The sequence below is a fragment of the Sulfitobacter sp. KMM 9851 genome, assembly GCF_057178245.1.
The window spans coordinates 727,216-742,942 of the sequence record NZ_CM169991.1 but is presented as its reverse complement, the minus strand read 5'-3'; the positions used below and the strand labels follow the sequence as shown (position 1 = coordinate 742,942).

The 15,727-nt window shown below is 57.9% G+C and carries 13 protein-coding genes, 1 tRNA gene and 1 pseudogene; 11 read left to right on the top strand and 4 right to left on the bottom strand.

Features of this window, described 5'->3' with window-relative positions; genetic code table 11:
* Positions 1 to 184 precede the first annotated feature (184 nt).
* The 7 genes and pseudogenes from AC1965_RS03635 to AC1965_RS03605 all read left to right on the top strand — a co-directional run.
* Positions 185 to 925 carry a metallophosphoesterase family protein gene (locus tag AC1965_RS03635; RefSeq protein WP_483885934.1) on the top strand — a complete coding sequence of 247 codons (741 nt, stop codon included), beginning with the start codon at positions 185 to 187 and terminating at the stop codon, positions 923 to 925.
* Positions 926 to 1,042: 117 nt separating this feature from the next.
* Positions 1,043 to 3,349 (top strand): GumC family protein, encoded by a 2,307-nt coding sequence (locus AC1965_RS03630; protein WP_483885933.1) that lies wholly within the window; start codon positions 1,043 to 1,045, stop codon positions 3,347 to 3,349.
* A gap of 34 nt (positions 3,350 to 3,383) precedes the next feature.
* The gene (locus tag AC1965_RS03625; protein WP_483885932.1) at positions 3,384 to 3,698 is read left to right on the top strand and encodes a VanZ family protein; all 315 of its coding nucleotides are present in this window, start codon (positions 3,384 to 3,386) and stop codon (positions 3,696 to 3,698) included.
* Position 3,699: 1 nt separating this feature from the next.
* Complete coding sequence (locus tag AC1965_RS03620; protein ID WP_483885931.1) at positions 3,700 to 4,809, top strand: glycosyltransferase family 4 protein; 1,110 nt, start codon at positions 3,700 to 3,702, stop codon at positions 4,807 to 4,809.
* On the top strand, positions 4,794 to 6,050 hold the full coding sequence (locus AC1965_RS03615) for a nucleotidyltransferase family protein (RefSeq protein ID WP_483885930.1): 1,257 nt from the start codon (positions 4,794 to 4,796) through the stop codon (positions 6,048 to 6,050). Before AC1965_RS03620 ends, AC1965_RS03615 begins: the two co-directional genes overlap by 16 nt.
* Positions 5,969 to 7,816, top strand: coding sequence for an ABC transporter ATP-binding protein (locus AC1965_RS03610; RefSeq protein ID WP_483885929.1), 1,848 nt, complete (start codon positions 5,969 to 5,971; stop codon positions 7,814 to 7,816). The genes AC1965_RS03615 and AC1965_RS03610 overlap by 82 nt, the downstream gene beginning before the upstream one ends.
* 1,371 nt (positions 7,817 to 9,187) lie before the next feature.
* Positions 9,188 to 9,373: pseudogene (locus tag AC1965_RS03605) on the top strand (transposase); the annotation flags it as partial.
* Between the two features lie 550 nt (positions 9,374 to 9,923).
* On the opposite strand, the gene AC1965_RS03600 reads toward AC1965_RS03605, so the two are convergent.
* The 4 genes from AC1965_RS03600 to AC1965_RS03585 all read right to left on the bottom strand — a co-directional run bounded on the left by AC1965_RS03600 (position 9,924) and on the right by AC1965_RS03585 (position 13,644).
* Positions 9,924 to 10,000, bottom strand: a tRNA-Arg gene (locus AC1965_RS03600).
* An 88-nt stretch (positions 10,001 to 10,088) separates the two neighbouring features.
* Positions 10,089 to 11,474 (bottom strand): sensor histidine kinase, encoded by a 1,386-nt coding sequence (locus tag AC1965_RS03595; protein ID WP_483885928.1) that lies wholly within the window; start codon positions 11,472 to 11,474, stop codon positions 10,089 to 10,091.
* An 8-nt stretch (positions 11,475 to 11,482) separates the two neighbouring features.
* Positions 11,483 to 12,904, bottom strand: a complete 1,422-nt coding sequence (locus AC1965_RS03590; RefSeq protein WP_483885927.1) for a dihydrolipoyl dehydrogenase family protein — start codon at positions 12,902 to 12,904, stop codon at positions 11,483 to 11,485.
* Positions 12,901 to 13,644: a TVP38/TMEM64 family protein gene (locus tag AC1965_RS03585; RefSeq protein ID WP_483885926.1), complete on the bottom strand. Its 744-nt coding sequence runs from the start codon at positions 13,642 to 13,644 to the stop codon at positions 12,901 to 12,903. Before AC1965_RS03585 ends, AC1965_RS03590 begins: the two co-directional genes overlap by 4 nt.
* A gap of 306 nt (positions 13,645 to 13,950) precedes the next feature.
* Here AC1965_RS03585 and rpmH point away from each other — a divergent pair, with 306 nt between their 5' ends.
* The 4 genes from rpmH to ttcA all read left to right on the top strand — a co-directional run bounded on the left by rpmH (position 13,951) and on the right by ttcA (position 15,714).
* Positions 13,951 to 14,085 carry a 50S ribosomal protein L34 gene (gene rpmH / locus AC1965_RS03580; protein WP_005849748.1) on the top strand — a complete coding sequence of 45 codons (135 nt, stop codon included), beginning with the start codon at positions 13,951 to 13,953 and terminating at the stop codon, positions 14,083 to 14,085.
* Between the two features lie 23 nt (positions 14,086 to 14,108).
* Positions 14,109 to 14,528 (top strand): ribonuclease P protein component, encoded by a 420-nt coding sequence (gene rnpA, locus AC1965_RS03575; RefSeq protein ID WP_483885925.1) that lies wholly within the window; start codon positions 14,109 to 14,111, stop codon positions 14,526 to 14,528.
* On the top strand, positions 14,525 to 14,746 hold the full coding sequence (gene yidD / locus AC1965_RS03570; protein ID WP_483885924.1) for a membrane protein insertion efficiency factor YidD: 222 nt from the start codon (positions 14,525 to 14,527) through the stop codon (positions 14,744 to 14,746). Before rnpA ends, yidD begins: the two co-directional genes overlap by 4 nt.
* A 119-nt stretch (positions 14,747 to 14,865) precedes the next feature.
* Positions 14,866 to 15,714 carry a tRNA 2-thiocytidine(32) synthetase TtcA gene (gene ttcA, locus AC1965_RS03565; RefSeq protein ID WP_483885923.1) on the top strand — a complete coding sequence of 283 codons (849 nt, stop codon included), beginning with the start codon at positions 14,866 to 14,868 and terminating at the stop codon, positions 15,712 to 15,714.
* Positions 15,715 to 15,727 lie beyond the last annotated feature (13 nt).

Sequence of the window (15,727 nt, the reverse complement as noted above, 5' to 3'; positions counted from 1 at the left end):
CACCTGTTTGTTTGCTCGGAACACAACCACCTTCGACACGAATCCTCAACAAGCACTGGTGTTTTTCCTTGAATTGTGGATATCACGCAACGATGGGTAACCTAAGGTATGTTGTCCGAATCGGGCGAGTTCAGGATACCTACACCTAAGTTCCGCAGGGTACATAAACAGGATGCATTCTCGATTGCCAGATTTTTCCGATGTCAGCGCGGTCGGCGGTAGCGGTCGGGTGGTCATTGCGGTCGGGGATATCCATGGGCGTCTGGATCTGCTGGAGACGTTACTTGCAAAGATCAACGTCCTGAACACAGAAGACGACACGCCAGAAGCCATCGTCTTTCTGGGGGACTACATCGACCGCGGCGACGACTCCCGACGTGTGCTGGAACTTCTGGCCGAGATTAAAGCAAGCGGCGGGAGTCGCATCAAATGCCTTAAGGGAAATCATGAGGCGATGTTGTGCTCTTTCCTCGATGGCACCACCGATGGCCAACTCTGGATGGCGAATGGCGGCCAACAGACGCTCGCCAGCTTCGGCCTCCAGCCCATAAGGCCAGGCTCGACCGCGCCTGAAGTTGCCGCCATACGCAGCAAACTGAAGGAACAGCTCGGAGACCTGCTTGTGTTTCTAGGTACGCTCGAACTGTCATGGCGATGGGGAAATTTCTTTTTCTGTCACGCGGGCATAAATCCCCGGTTGCCGCTCAACAGGCAGGAGCCACACACGCTGCTCTGGGGCCATCCGGAGTTCTGCACTCATCTGTGCGACGACGGAGTTTGCGTTGTACACGGGCATTATGTCACACCCGAAGTGCAGGTTACACGTTCTCGCATCGGAGTTGACACCGGGGCTTATTTTTCCAATACGTTGTCGGCTTTGAGTATCTCGAACAGGGAGTTGACCATCATCGCAAGTACGCCATAGCCTCAGTCACGCAGAATATTACGAACTTCTAGTGATAAACTGCATACTCTGTCGTTACAGGCATGTTATCGATTGCTAACAATTGCCAAACAGGCGAAAATTCGTTTTGAGGTTACATTGACTGAGTTTACAGGTTTCAGTTCCAGTCGCACCGGGTCCTCGCAGGCCTCCCTGCGCGTAATTGACCCCTCAGAGAAAGACCGCCAGAACGTCGATTTCGACCTACGCAAGATTTTTTCGACGTTCTGGCGGGGAAAATGGATAGTGGCGACTTCCGCTCTTATTGGCGTGGTCTGTGCTCTCCTGCTCGTGTCCCAGCAGACGCCGATTTACGTCGCGACCGTAAAGGTCATGTTCGGGGTGCAACAAGCTAACGTTATCAACCTGACCGACGTGCTGACCGAGCAAGGGGCGGACAGCGGTCGGCTGGAGGATCAGATTCAGATACTTTCATCCGCATCGCTTATCGCACGGGTCATCGATCATCTCGAACTTGACAAGACCCCCCAGTTCAATCCAACACTTCGCCCCCCCGAGCGGACCTGGAGGGACCGTATCTCGGAATTCATCACTTTGCCACCAGAACTGGAAAAATACTCCGGGGTATCCGAGCCGACGATAGTTGAGCAAATTGAGGAATTATCGTCTCGAGATGCGCAGCGTTTGCGCCTCGTCGTGGTCGAGTCGGTCCGGTCCGGCCTGAGGCTGACGCCCATCGGGAAAAGTCGCGTGATCCAGATTTCTTATGTGTCGGTCGACCCACATCTTTCGGCGGACATCGCCAATACTGTCGCGGAACAGTATATTGTCGATCAACTGGAGGCAAAATTACAGGCGACCCGCTCGGCCACGGACTGGCTGAGCACGCGCGTCGAGGAACTGCGCGTTCAGCTTCAGACGGATGAGCAGGCTCTTCAATCAGCCCGGTCCGCTATCGCTGAAGAAGCGGGCCAGTCGCTGGATATCGTGCAGCAACAGCTTTCCGCGCTTAACGCGACCCTAGCCAACCAGCGCAGCGACGTGACGCGTCTCAAGTCCCTTTACGACCGACTGGCGCTTGCACTCGAAAACGGAAGCGACCTTGGGGCGATATCCGAATTTCGCACGTCCTCCGTGGTGCAAAACCTCCGGTCGCAGATTTCCAGTATCCGCAGCGAAATTGCCGCCTTGCCGGATAACCTTCCGGCGCAGCATCCCGCGCGCTTGGGTCTGAACGAGCAGCTTAAACGTGCCGAAACCGAGGTTGGCGAAGAGGCCGCGCGAATCGTGCAGGCCGCCGAGATCGACCTGAACGCCGCAATCGCACAGGAACAATCACTGATTGCGCAGGTGCGCGGACTGGAGCTACGCAAGCAGGGTCTGTCCAAGAGCGAAGTCCTGCTGCGTCAACTAGAAAGGGAAGTCGAATCCAGTCGGGCGCTCTATCAGACTTTCTTCGGGAGATTGCAGGAAACCACAGAACAGATCGACTTGCAGGAGGCGGACGCGCGCATCCTGTCGCCCGCCGAACCGCCGTTGGCTCCCGAGACCCAATCTCGGCGCCGGGCAATGATGGCCGTCGTGAGCTTTTTCGTCCTGCTGGGTACGGGGCTTGTTTACTTACTGGAATATCTTAACAATACGTTTCGTTCTCCCGATCAGCTTGAAAGGCAAACGGGGCGGCGCGTGCTTGGAGTCATTCCCGCCGACAGCCAAAGTAAGACGCGCCGGGATCTGATCTATGCCTTTCTGGGCCATCCAGCATCCTCCCTATCCGAAGCGATTCGGAATCTGCGCACCAGCATCCTGTTTTCGGACATTGACAACCAACCTAAAGTTGTCATGTTCACTTCTTCCGTTCCCAACGAAGCAAAATCCGCGACCGCGATGCTGACGGCGCTGACTAGCAAGCAGATGGGAAAATCCGCCATCCTGATTGATTGCGACCTGCGTCGGCCAAGTCTGGCCGCGGTGTTCGACCCACCCGAAGGTCAACCGGACCTGATGGACGTACTCAATGGGTCGGCGACGCTCAAGGATGCCATCTACGAAGAACCTGAAACCGGGTTGCATGCTCTCCTCTCCGGATATTGGGATTCACATCATGGAGTCAGTGCGGCGGATATCCTGTCGTCTACCAAGTTCAGCGAGCTACTGAAAGAACTTGGCGAATGGTATGATCTGATCATCCTGGACACCCCACCGGTCCTGATCGTAACAGATGCGAGGGTGATTTCACGACATGCGGATGCCGTCGTCTATACGGTACGCTGGGACGATACTCCGTGCAATGCCGTCGTCGAGGGGCTCAAGGAGTTGCAGGCCATTGGTGCGCCGGTAATCGGAACCGTGTTGACCATGGTAAACGAGGGACGCGCATCGAAATATGCCTATGACGGGTACAATTACTATCGCGGCCAATATCGCGGCTACTATACAGAGTGATATGATGCCGTTTAGGTCCATTATCTCCATCGGCATGATTGCACTCTGCATCGCGGCGATTGCATATTTCGGCCTAATCACCGGGGCGGCCCTGCCGGATCACCCGCTGGTCCGCGGTAACAACGATCTTGTCCTGCATTTCCTCGCCTTTGCCACATTGACCATCCCGTTCTGCCTCCTGTTGGGTGCGCGCTTGGGCAGCGTTGCTGTCTTGACGCTTATCGTCTTGTTGGAAGCCGTCCAGATCCTGATACCGGGACGGCAGGCCAGCGTGGAAGATTTACTGAGTGGGGGCGCCGGATGGCTTCTCTGCGTGCTCCTTTACATCGCCGCACAGAAGGTGCGGTAGCGTGCACGTCCTCATGAACGTAAATGCGGCGTGGAACATCGCCAACTTCAGAATGCCGATCGTGGATGCGCTGATCGAAAGAGGCCATCGGATCACAGTCCTGGCGCCGCGGGACGACTCTGTGCCGGGGCTCGAGGCCCGCGGCGTGTCGTTTGTGGACCTTAAGATGAACGCAAAGGGCCTCAATCCCTTGCACGATCTGGCCCTGATCGCGCGGCTCCGCGGCCATTTCATGCGCCTCGCACCCGACTGCATTCTCTCCTACACCATAAAGAACAACGTATTTGGTGCATTTGCCGCGCGAGCGACAGGTGTTCCGTTCATTCCGAACGTGTCCGGCCTGGGAACGGCGTTCTTGTCCGGGAGTGTCGTCCAGCGGGTCGCCGAAGGCCTATATCGTCAGGCGTTCCGGCCGCTAGATACGGTTTTCTTTCAGAACAGCGAGGACGCGGCCCTTTTCACGCAACGTGGCCTTGTCACTCATGCGCAGGTGCGTGTGATCCCAGGATCGGGCATCGATCTGGACCATTTCGCCAAGGCAGCACTTCCCGGCGATCCGCCAACTTTTCTGATGATAGGGCGGATTTTGCGCGACAAGGGCGTTCTGGAGTATAAAGAGGCGGCACAAATCCTGAAGGCTAGGGATACCAGTCTGCGCTTTCAGCTTCTGGGAGCTGCAGACACGGAAAACCGAACTGCAATAGATCAGGCCACCGTCGATGGTTGGGTGCGGGAAGGCATCATCGAACACCTTGGCGTCACAGATGACGTGCGCCCCGCGATCGCTGCGGCGACGTGCATCGTCCTGCCGTCTTACCGCGAAGGCGCCCCGAGAACTTTGATCGAAGGCGCCGCGATGGGCCGACCGCTGATCGCGACGGACGTGCCCGGCTGCCGCGAAGTGGTCGATCCAGGTCAAAATGGGTATCTGGTGCCGGTCAGAGACGCCCCTGCCCTTGCAGCGGCCATGGCCGACTTTGCCCGACTGCCTCCCGAGGCCCAAAGCAGGATGGGCGAAGCGGGCCGCAGGAAGATGGAAGATGAGTTCGATAAAACGCTTGTGGTAGACGCCTACCTTAAAGTCATTGAACAGTCATGGCGCCCCGCTTAGACTGCCTCAAAGATTTGTTTAATATTTTACAAGCATGCGTCGAACCGATGAGGTTCTTGGCAGTACTGGTATGGACCATGATTGAAAGAGACCAGTTTTCCGAGGATGCCGCCCGAGCTGCGTTGCTGTTGTCAAGAGAGCATCTGGTCAATGTCGATGCGGCGCACTCGGCGATTGCGCGGCTGCCGGACGGTGATGAATTGCTCGCTCTGGCGGCCGGAATGTACAGCCTGCCGCTGGTTGCCAAGCACCTGAAAGAATTGGCGGTTGACTGGTTCAATCCCGCTAGTACGAAGCCCCTGGAAAAACAGTTCATGCTCCACCAGCTGGTGCTAAGGGCCGAGCAGCGCACCTTTCTCGAACGTTGTCTTCTGCCCAGCGGTTCCGGTTACGCCTTAATGAAGGGCTTTGCGCTGGCGGATCAGTTCTATGACGCACCCGGGATGCGGTTCGCCCGTGACATCGATATCCTTGTCCACCGTCACGCCGTTGAGGACATCGTGAACCGGGCACTCGCACTAGACTATACGCTTCTCGACAACGCGGACCATGATCACATACTCAAGGACCCACAAGATATCCGCGCCGCACTCCGGTATCAGCAAGTGTTCAGTCTAATTTCTTCGAAAGGTGCGCATATTGAGTTGCACCGCGAAGTGGATAAGGAACAGGGCATATTCGACGAGCGGCAGTTGCTGTTCGGGGTCCAATCGGTCCAATTCGATACCGGAAGCTTCCTGACACTCAGTCCAGTGGATCATTTCATCTTCGTTGCCTATCATTGCGCGCGCCACAACTGGTCGAAATTGCACTGGTCTGCCGATCTCGCGGCGATGGCCTGCAGTCCCTTAATCCAGCATCAAGAACTGATGAACCGTGCCACCCAGATGGGGCTGGACGTCTTGATGAAGGAGACACTCGGTTATGTCGCGCTTTCGGCGAGCCTGGCAGAGCCTGCCCCGGATGCGCCCGGCGCTCGCATCCTCGCCCGGGCTCTGGATGTCGCTCGGCATGGCGAACGCAGAGCCGCCCAGTTTGCAAACAATCAGGCGTCGACCGCGCTTCCCTTCCCCGACATGCTGTCCCCTTGGCTGCGCAAGAAAGTCAGGGCACGGCGGCTGTGGGGACGTTTGAAACCACATATATCCGATTATCATACTTGGCCGCTGCCCGACCGCTGGCAGTGGATTTACTGGCTGGCCGGTTCAACACGCCGGCTGCTGCGGAAGGGTCTTTCTTGAAGGGCCAGTTTGGCTTCTGGCGCGACGCTCTGGGGATTGTTGCAGAAGCCGGAAAAGCCCTAGCGATCCTCGTCAGCATACTCACCCTCGCGGAGGCAATGCTCGGGCTGTCCGTTCTGTGGTTCATCAAATCACTGGTTCAGACACTCAGCGCCGATGGCTTTACCGGGCCAATCAACCAGCAATTGTTCCTAATCGTCACCGCGATTGCGTTGTTGGGTTTGATCAGCGTCTGGGCGACTTACCTGCGAATTAAACAGGGGCTGCGGGTGGCCCAGGTGGTCGATCAGCATATCCAATTGAAAGCTGTAGCGATCGACTACGGCTTTTACGAAAGTCCGGCCTACTTCAACTCGCTGGAGCGCGCCCGCCAAGCGGGATCGCAGCGCCCGACGCAGATGATTAACAGCGTGTTGCTGCTGCTCAAGAGTGGTGCATTTGTGGTCGGTACCGTGGCCATACTGGCTTCCATCGATTGGCGGATTATTCCGGTGCTGCTGCTGTCGGTCTCTGCGATTCTAGTGGTGCGGCTGAAATTCACGCGTGTGCTCTTTAACCTCAAGGCACGCCGGGCCGAAATGGAAAGACGGGCAAGCTATACGGATCAGTTAATCACCAGCGATTGGCACGCCAAGGAACTGCGCCTAGGAAACATGGGCACCGGACTGGTGGGCCAATACAGAGACACACGGGATTACATTAATTCCGAGCAACTTGTGGTTGAGAAACGCAAGGCTTGGGCGGAACTGTTCGTCTCGCTGCTGGGTGCTGTCCTGTTTGCAGGCTCCATTGCATTGTTGATGTACGAGAGCACGGACTCCTCCCAAACGGTCGGCAATCTTGTCCTGTTCCTGCTGCTGTTCCGCCGCGCGGAGACCAGCGGGCGCGAGATGGTTCAAAGCATGTCCAAGCTATACGACGACCGCTTGTTCCTCCGGCAGTTGTTCAATTTTTTACAGAAAAAGACACATATGACCCTCCCCGCGCTACCAGTCGACCTGCCGGTCAGGATACAGGAAGGCATCCGGATGGAGAAGGTAAGCTTCGCTTACCCCAGCAGTCTCGGGTTGGTGCTGGAGGATATTGACATGTCGCTGCCTACTGGGAAGGTCATTGCTCTCGTGGGCGAAAATGGATCGGGCAAAACCACGCTGATCAAGTTGCTGACCAGACTTTACGACCCTGTCGCCGGGCAGGTTCTGCTCGATTCGCGGAACATCCGTGATTTCGATCCTGAAGCGTACCGCCGCAAGTTTAGCGTCGTTTTTCAGAACTTCGCAAGTTATGCCATGACGCTCAGGCAAAACGTCGCCGCTGCGGATACCGCTGGCGTGCAGGACGATGACCGGATAATGGACGCACTGGAGCGTGCAGGTGCAATGCAAATCTTGGAACGTCTGCCGCAAGGATTGGATACCCAGTTGTCCCGAACCTTTGAGGGAGGCCACGAACTGAGCATCGGCCAATGGCAACGGCTGGCCCTTGCACGGGCGTTTTTCCGGCGCAGCGATTTTTTGGTGCTGGACGAACCGTCAAGTGCGCTGGACCCGCGCGCGGAATTCGAACTATTCGATGACCTTCGCCGCCGCGCCGGGGACCGCGCAATCCTGCTGATCAGCCACCGGCTAAGCACCGTGCGCATGGCCGACTACACATACGTCCTAGAAAATGGGCGGATGATTGAAAATGGCACGCACGACGACTTGGCGAGTGCTGGCGGCCGCTATGCCGAGATGTTCGAAATTCAGGCTCGCAAGTACCGCTAGAGTGGAACAGGCTTTTCGCAGTTGCCAATCGTCCATCGCTTGCCCCGATAGTTTCACAGGTCTAGCGGTCACGTGTCAGGTCCAGCGCGCGCCGGTTCCCAAATAATCAGCCAGTCTAGCCTGCGTTCACGAAAATGATGAGGTGATTGATGTAGTTTGAAACCGAATTCAGCACGACAAGGATATTCCGATAAACGGCTCTAACGTGCTACCCTGATAAATGGTCTATTAAGGGACTGACAATCTGCTGCGCTTCTAGGACGAAGATTTCGCAAGAAACGTTCGAGAACTTCTCGACGACGGTCCCGCCCGATTAGTCCGGGCTCACAGGACACGGTAGACAGAACCAGATGAAAGCGCGGGTAGGATTGGCGCTAAGAAACCCGCACCACCCCCGCGCCAACAAAAAAAGCCGCAGCCTACCGCCTCAGACGGAATGCCCCGGCCTTTAGCACCAATGCAACTACTTAGCTGTTCGTGGCGTTGATTAGCGGGGCACCTGCAAATGCCTGACTGTCGCCAAGACTGCCCCCTGAAGAGCTTTTCAACGCTGTCGTAATCCGTTCGACTTTAAGTACTGGCTTCGAATAATACATTAAATTTCCTTTCTAAAACTCTAGCGTTTCTACTAGACTTTGTCGGTACTTTGCAAGGCATAATCATACATTTCCAACTACAACCGAACCGTCTCGGTTCCATTGAGGTCGGACGGCCGTTGAATTGTGCTTCAAGGTACAATCTTGATGATCAATGAGCTTGCAAATCTAGGGGCCCTTCACGACCCCGCTCACAGCTGCAGACAACGGGAAAACTTGCATGCGTTCTACTCTGCCCCCCCCTGAGGCGCTCTCCCTATGTATGAGCGTGCCTCAGGGGGGGGGCAGCCAGTAAAAATGGCGCGGGGCGAGATCCTCCAGGAACTAACCATCCTGTTGCCGGACGAGGCTAAGACGATGGCTTGGCTCAAGGAGCCGCACGAGGGCGCGCTTGTCGGTGGTCAGGTCCTCTGTAACCTAATCGTAGGGGACGGGCATCGCGGCAACCTGGCCTTGCGACGCTTTCCCGATGTACCGCGCGGTGTGCTGCCCGACTACCCGGCTACGAGACCGAGCCGATCCGCAGGACCGATATTGTCCTCACATAACCTGGATCATTGGGGCGCCGATCCGAACACGTCAGAATTTGTACTGAAGTCGACAATGCTTGAACACGCAACATTTTTTGGGACCGGCAGTTCTCTTTGCGAAACCTATCTCTTAAAGGAACTCCTAGGGTAATCCCCCTAATATTAGTGGTGTTCAAAAGTAGAATTTTCTCGGCAAGGTATCTGAGGAGATTATCGATGAAGACGGACGATTTAGCGACGCGTAGATCACGGCTGTCTTGAAGCAGGCGGTGGGCGGCGTGCCGGTCTCTGAGCTGTGCCGCGAGCGTGGGATGAGCAGTGCCAGCTTTTACAAATTGCAGTCTAAGTTTGGCGGCATGGACGCATCTTTGATTGCCGAGATGAAGGACATGGCCGAACAGAACCGCCGCCTCAAGAAGATGTATGCGGAGACGTAAGGCACCTGAAGGCAACGAAGACCCGCACGCCAAGCGCAGGGTGCAACTGAGGCGCCAGAGAATAGAGTGCAATCCGCCTGATCCATCTGTTGGCCCACAATGCGGCCTGCAATTGACCTCACCGTCCTCAGTTTAATAAGTGCCCTAGGGAGAGACTAGGATGAAACCGGGTCTGACGCGGACCATCGACAGGCCATGCCTTGAGACCTCGTTAGACAGGCTGCGCCAAGTGACGTGCCATCTATCCAATAAGAGGCAACTCTCACAGCTGAAACGTATCAGACGTTGGAGGCGCGTGATGAATCTCATGCCGATCCGTCAAAATCAAAACACCCGTTGCCGGTGAAACGGCACTTTCGCCGACCTACTTCGTGATCTGAAGGTGGTTAGGCCCGTGATACGCGATAAAACTTACAGCATATACGGGGGAGTATCGGCATCATCGAAAGGTATTCAAGACAATGGGCAGTGACCACAAAAGCCATATAAACAAATGAAAAAGGCCGCCCAAGGCGACCCATTCAAACTGAAGAAAATGTGGTAGTGGCGGACCGAGGAGGATTCGAACCCCCGACCCCCTGATTCGTAGTCAGGTACTCTATCCAGCTGAGCTATCGGTCCACTGCGGCGGGGTTTAGTCGGGGTAGCCGGGGTTTGCAAGCCCAGTTTTGCGCAAAAGTGTAAAACCTCGCGGCCCCCTTCCGGCAGATCAGATCGTGCCATCGCCCTTGGGCAAGATAATGTCAAAGGCCGTGCCCTCGGGGCCGCTGTATTGCAGGGCCAAACTGCCACCGTGGCCCCGAACCAATTCGGCAGCAATGACCAGCCCAAGCCCCGATCCGCCCTTTCGCGCCCCGCCCTGAAACGCCGTGAACAAATGCGCGCGCGCCTTGGGCGGCAGGCCCGGGCCAGTGTCGCTTATGGTGATCTGCCAGGCATGGGGGCTGTCGACGGCGCGCAGACCGACCTCGCCGGGCTGCCCAGTGGCGGCGATGGCCTGACGGGCGTTGCGCAGCAGATTGGCCAGCACGCGGTACATCTGTTCGGGGTCTGCGCGCACCGTCAGCGTGGCCGGAATATCAACGGCAAAGCTGATGTCCGCGTGACTGTCGGCCAGACGTTCACCGTCGATCACGTCTTCGACCAGTTCGGCTAGCGGCACCATCGTCAGGGTCGGCCCCGGTTCTTCCGCCTTGCCAAAGGCCAAGGTCGATTCGCACAGATGCACCGCGCGGGTGATCGAGCCGACCAGTTTCGGCGCCAGTCGCTTGACGCCCGGATCTTCGGACATTTCGATCCGGTCGGTGAACAGTTGTGCCGTTGTCAGGATGTTACGCAAATCATGGCTGATCTTGCTTACCGCGCTGCCCAGCTGTGCCAGCCGATCCTTCTGCTTGAGCGCCTGCGTCAGGTCGGTCTGTAGCGTTTTCAGCGCCTCTTCGGCCTCGCGCAATTCGGTTACGGCAGCCGAGGGCACGATGATGCGCCGGGCATCTTCCGGTGCGGCGGCGTAGCGTTGCATATGCCCCACAACACCTTTGATGGGTTTAAGCAGGAAGGCCCGCATCGCCAGAAACAACAAGAACGCCGTGAACACCGAAATCACCGCCGACAGCGCAAGGATGCGGATACCGTAGTCCAGCATCGCCATACGCATGGGTGCGGTGTCCATCGTGACCTCAATCAGCAGGCCGGCCTCGCGCACCGGGGCACCGATCACGCGCACCACCTCGTTGCCGGGTTTGAACAGCCGCACCATGGCGTCGCGGATTAGCACCATGGCGCTGGCGTCGCGCAGATCAAAGGTCTGCGAAATCGGGTGGGGCATGGTCGACGACAACACCAACTGGCGCACCTCGTCGCGCCGCAGCACGACGTTGAACACCTCGGCATTACGCAGCAGCTCGTCTTCCAGTTCCGGGTCCAGCATATCGTCGGCCAACAGCGCCAGCGATGCGATCTGTGCCCGCTCCAGCCGGGCCAGCATGTATTCTTCGCGAAACCGCGCGATGGAGGGCACAAAGATCAGAACCTCGGCCAGCATCACAAAGATAGTGGTCAGGATCAGCAACCGGCCGGAGAGGGAATTGATCATGCGCGGCCTCAGGGCAGAAATCGCTGTACGACGCGCACCACGCGCTTGACCATGGCACTCTCGAACAGGCGGGGGCTGAAATAGGCGCCCGCCGCACGTTTGTTGATCTCGCCGATTGTCGGATAGGGGGCCACCATGGCGGCAATCTGGCTCATCTTCATGCCATTTGCCAGCGCCAATGACCAAAGTGAGATCAGCTCGCCCGCCTGATGCCCCACGATGCTGGCCCCCACAGGGCGCCCCTTGACCACCATCAGCTTGATCAGGCCCTTGGTCTTGCGCTCGGCAATGGCGCGGTCGTTGTGGTTGTAATGAAATCGCACGACTTCAAGCTTGTCACCATGTTCCTCGCGCGCCTGCGCTTCGGTCAGCCCGACCTGTGCCAGTTCCGGCGCGGTATAGGTGGCCCAGGGAATATGCGCGGTCTTTGCCTTGCTTGGCAGGCCAAACAGCATCGACCGGATGATCACGCCCGCATGATAGCCCGCCACATGGGTAAATTGCAGGCCTCCGGCCACATCCCCAATCGCGTATACCCGCCTATTGGTCGTGCGCAAACTATCATCAACCTTGATCCCTGATTTGGTCGGCTCCACCCCGGCCTTATCCAGGTCCAGCCGGTCGGTGTTCGCCTTGCGCCCCACCGCCATCAGCAGATGCGAACCTTTGAACACGCGGCCATCCTTGGCCTCCACCTCGATCGCGCCCGCCATGCCGCGTATGTTGGCCGCTAACGCGCCTTCTTCAATCGCCACCCCTTCGTCGCGCAGCGTCTGAAGCACGATCCCCGCCAGCTCGGGGTCATCGTTGCCCAGCGCCTTTTCCCCCTCGATCACCGTCACCTTGCAGCCCATCCGCACATGCGCCTGCGCCATCTCCATGCCGATCGGACCGCCGCCAATGATCAGCAGATGATCAGGTTTCTCACGCAGCTCGAACAGGGTTTCGTTGGTCTCATAGGGGACCTGATCCAACCCCGGAATTGGCGGAACCAAAGGCGATGAACCGGTAGCGATCACGATGCGCCGCGCGGTGATGATGCTGTCGCCCGCTTGAACCTCGGTGTCAGAAATAAAGCGGCCAAATTCGCGGATCACCCGCACGCCAAAGCCTTCAAACCGTTCCTGACTGTCGACCGGGGCGATCTGGGCGATCACGTCGGCCACATGATCCTTGGCGGCGGCGTAATCCACCGTACCGGGGGCATTTGCCACGCCGAACTGTGCCGAATTCTGCTGGCCATAAGCCGCCTTGCCGCTCGCGATCAGGGCCTTAGACGGGACACAGCCGTAATTCAGGCAATCGCCCCCCATCTTATGACCTTCGAGCAGAACGACATCGGCGCCCATCTGCGCCGCCCCAGCAGCCACGGACAACCCACCAGAGCCTGCACCGATAATCAGAATATCCGTCTTGATCCGCGTGTTCATTTCAACAGGTCCTTTCTGGTGGTCATGGCTTTGATCACCACGGGCAGCAATGACAGCGCGCAGAGGCCCAGAATGGGCAACAAAATATGAGGCTCAAAGATGATATCGAGGTCTGGCGTTTCCCCGCGTGCAAAAACCGTACCTAGCCCGGCCCCGACCGAGGTAAAGACCAGCGCGCCCGGGATGATGCCCAAAAAGGTTGAAATCACAAAACGATAAAGCGGCACCCCAAGGAAGGCAGGCAGCAGATTGGCCACAAAGAACGGCACCACCGGCACGAGGCGGATAAAGAACAGCATCGACCACTGGTTGTCGTCGATCCCTGCCTTGATCTTGCGGACCATTCCGTCCGAGGCGTCCATCCGTTCCTTCAGCCTTGCACCAAGGCCCCAGCGCGCCGCGAGAAAGATGACAACAGCCCCCAGCGTGGCCGCCGCCACGTTAAAGGGAACGCCGGGAAACACTCCAAACAGGAACCCGCCCGTCAGCGTGGCCACTGTGGCGCCCGGCAGCGAAAAGGCCACGATCACCAAATAGGCCGCCACGAATCCCAATACCGTCAGCACATAGTTTGCATCCCGAAAGGCGATCAATGCTTCGCGGTTGTCACGCAGTGCATCAAAGCTGAGGTGATCGCGCAGGGTAAAAGCGCCCACAGCAGCCACCAGTGCGATCAAAATAAGCGGCAGATGACGCATCAGCGTGGGTTTGGGTGGGTTCGTCTGTGTCATCTGGGCCATTTCTGCTAAGGTATCCGCTGCCGGGGTCGTTCCCTTTATGACAATGGGGCCTTATGCGCCCCGCCGACAGGCTCTTCACGCGTGGTTGATACAAGGTGTGGTTTATCTCTGATTTTCTGTCGCCCCAGACCACAATTGAAACATATCCCCGCCGATTGTGGGGGAATTTGTTGCAGAACCGGCTTTTTCCACGCCAGAGGGTTTGACTTGCCCGCGTCACCGCTTTAGAGGACGGGCTTGAATTGACGCTGGCAGCCGGATGAATGTCCGATTCTGCCCAGCAAGCCACAAACTGGAGACGGAGCGATGAAACGCACCTATCAACCTTCGAACCTCGTGCGCAAGCGGCGCCACGGTTTCCGCGCACGCATGGCCACAAAGGCCGGTCGCAAGATCATCAACGCGCGTCGCGCGCAGGGACGGAAAGAGCTGAGCGCGTAAGCGTTCACTGTTTCGGACCGAAAATGACACCGCCGGAGGCCCCAAAGGATGGCATGATTGCCACCATGGGGGACACCCCTCCGGCGGTTTCTTTGCGTTTGGAGACCCTGACCAAACGCCCCGATTTCCAGCGTGCCAGCCGAGCGCAACACGTGGCAATGCCCGGTTTCGTGCTGCAAATGCGCCCGCGCCGCGCAGACGAGCGCTGCCAGGCCGAGATTCGCATCGGAATCACCTGCTCCAAGAAGGTCGGCAACGCCGTGGCCCGCAACCGGGCCAAACGGCGCCTGCGCGAGATTGCCCGGCTGATCCTGCCCGACCACGGGCGCACGGGCATGGATTACGTGCTGATTGGACGGCGCGGGGCCACGGCCACCCTGCCCTTTGATCAGCTGCGCACCGATATGCACCGCGCTTTGCACATTCTGCACGGTACCAAGTGACGCCGCTGGCGTTCATCCTGTCGCTGCCGGTGCGTGCCTACCGTCTGATTTTTAGCCCCTGGCTGGGTTTCAACTGCCGTTACCACCCCACCTGCAGCGCCTACGCGCTCGAAGCCCTGCGCAAGCATGGCGGTGTCAGGGGCGGCTGGCTGGCCGCGCGGCGCATCGCGCGCTGTCATCCATGGGGCGGCAGCGGCGTGGATAACGTGCCGGATTAAGACGGCGCGGCCCCCCGATAGCCTGTTTGACCTAGAAACGCGCGATGTCCGTGATGCTTGCGTGCGGGTGGGCAAATGGCCTAGGTGGTCTATGCCCGATCCGTGACGAAAGAGCCGCCATGCTGGACGACCACGACGACATTCATCCCCTGTTTCATGGTGCCCCACAAAGCACCGAATTCAAGAAGCTGCGCAAGCGTATCGTACGGTTGACACGCGAGGCGATCGAACAGTACGGCATGATCGAAGCCCCCGCCGAAGGCACCGCAAAACCGCGATGGCTGGTTTGCCTGTCGGGCGGCAAGGACAGCTATACCTTGCTGGCGGTGTTGCATGAGCTGCAATGGCGCGGGCTGCTGCCGGTTGATCTGCTGGCGTGCAATCTCGATCAGGGGCAGCCGGGCTTTCCGGCGACGGTGCTGCCTGAGTTCCTCAAGAAGATGAACGTGCCACATCGGATCGAATATCGGGACACCTACTCCATCGTGATGGATAAGATACCCGCCGGGCGTACATTCTGCGCGCTGTGCAGTCGTTTACGACGGGGCAATCTCTACCGGATTGCGCGCGAAGAAGGGTGTTCTGCGGTGGTGTTGGGCCATCACCGTGACGACATTCTAGAGACCTTTTTCATGAACCTGTTTCACGGCGGGCGGCTGGCGACGATGCCGCCCAAGCTGGTGAATGAAGAGGGCGATCTGTTTCTCTATCGTCCGCTGGCCCATGTCGCCGAGGCTGATTGCGAACGGTTTACGCGTGCGATGGACTATCCCATTATCCCATGTGACCTCTGCGGCTCTCAGGATGGGTTGCAGCGCCAGCAGGTCAAGGCGATTCTCGATGGTTGGGAGGCCAACAGCCCCGGCCGCCGACAGGTCATGTTCCGTGCCTTGATGAATGCGCGTCCCTCACATCTGCTGGACCCGAACCTTTTTGATTTCGCCGCGCTGACCCGAAATTCAGAATAATTTTAGCGAATTT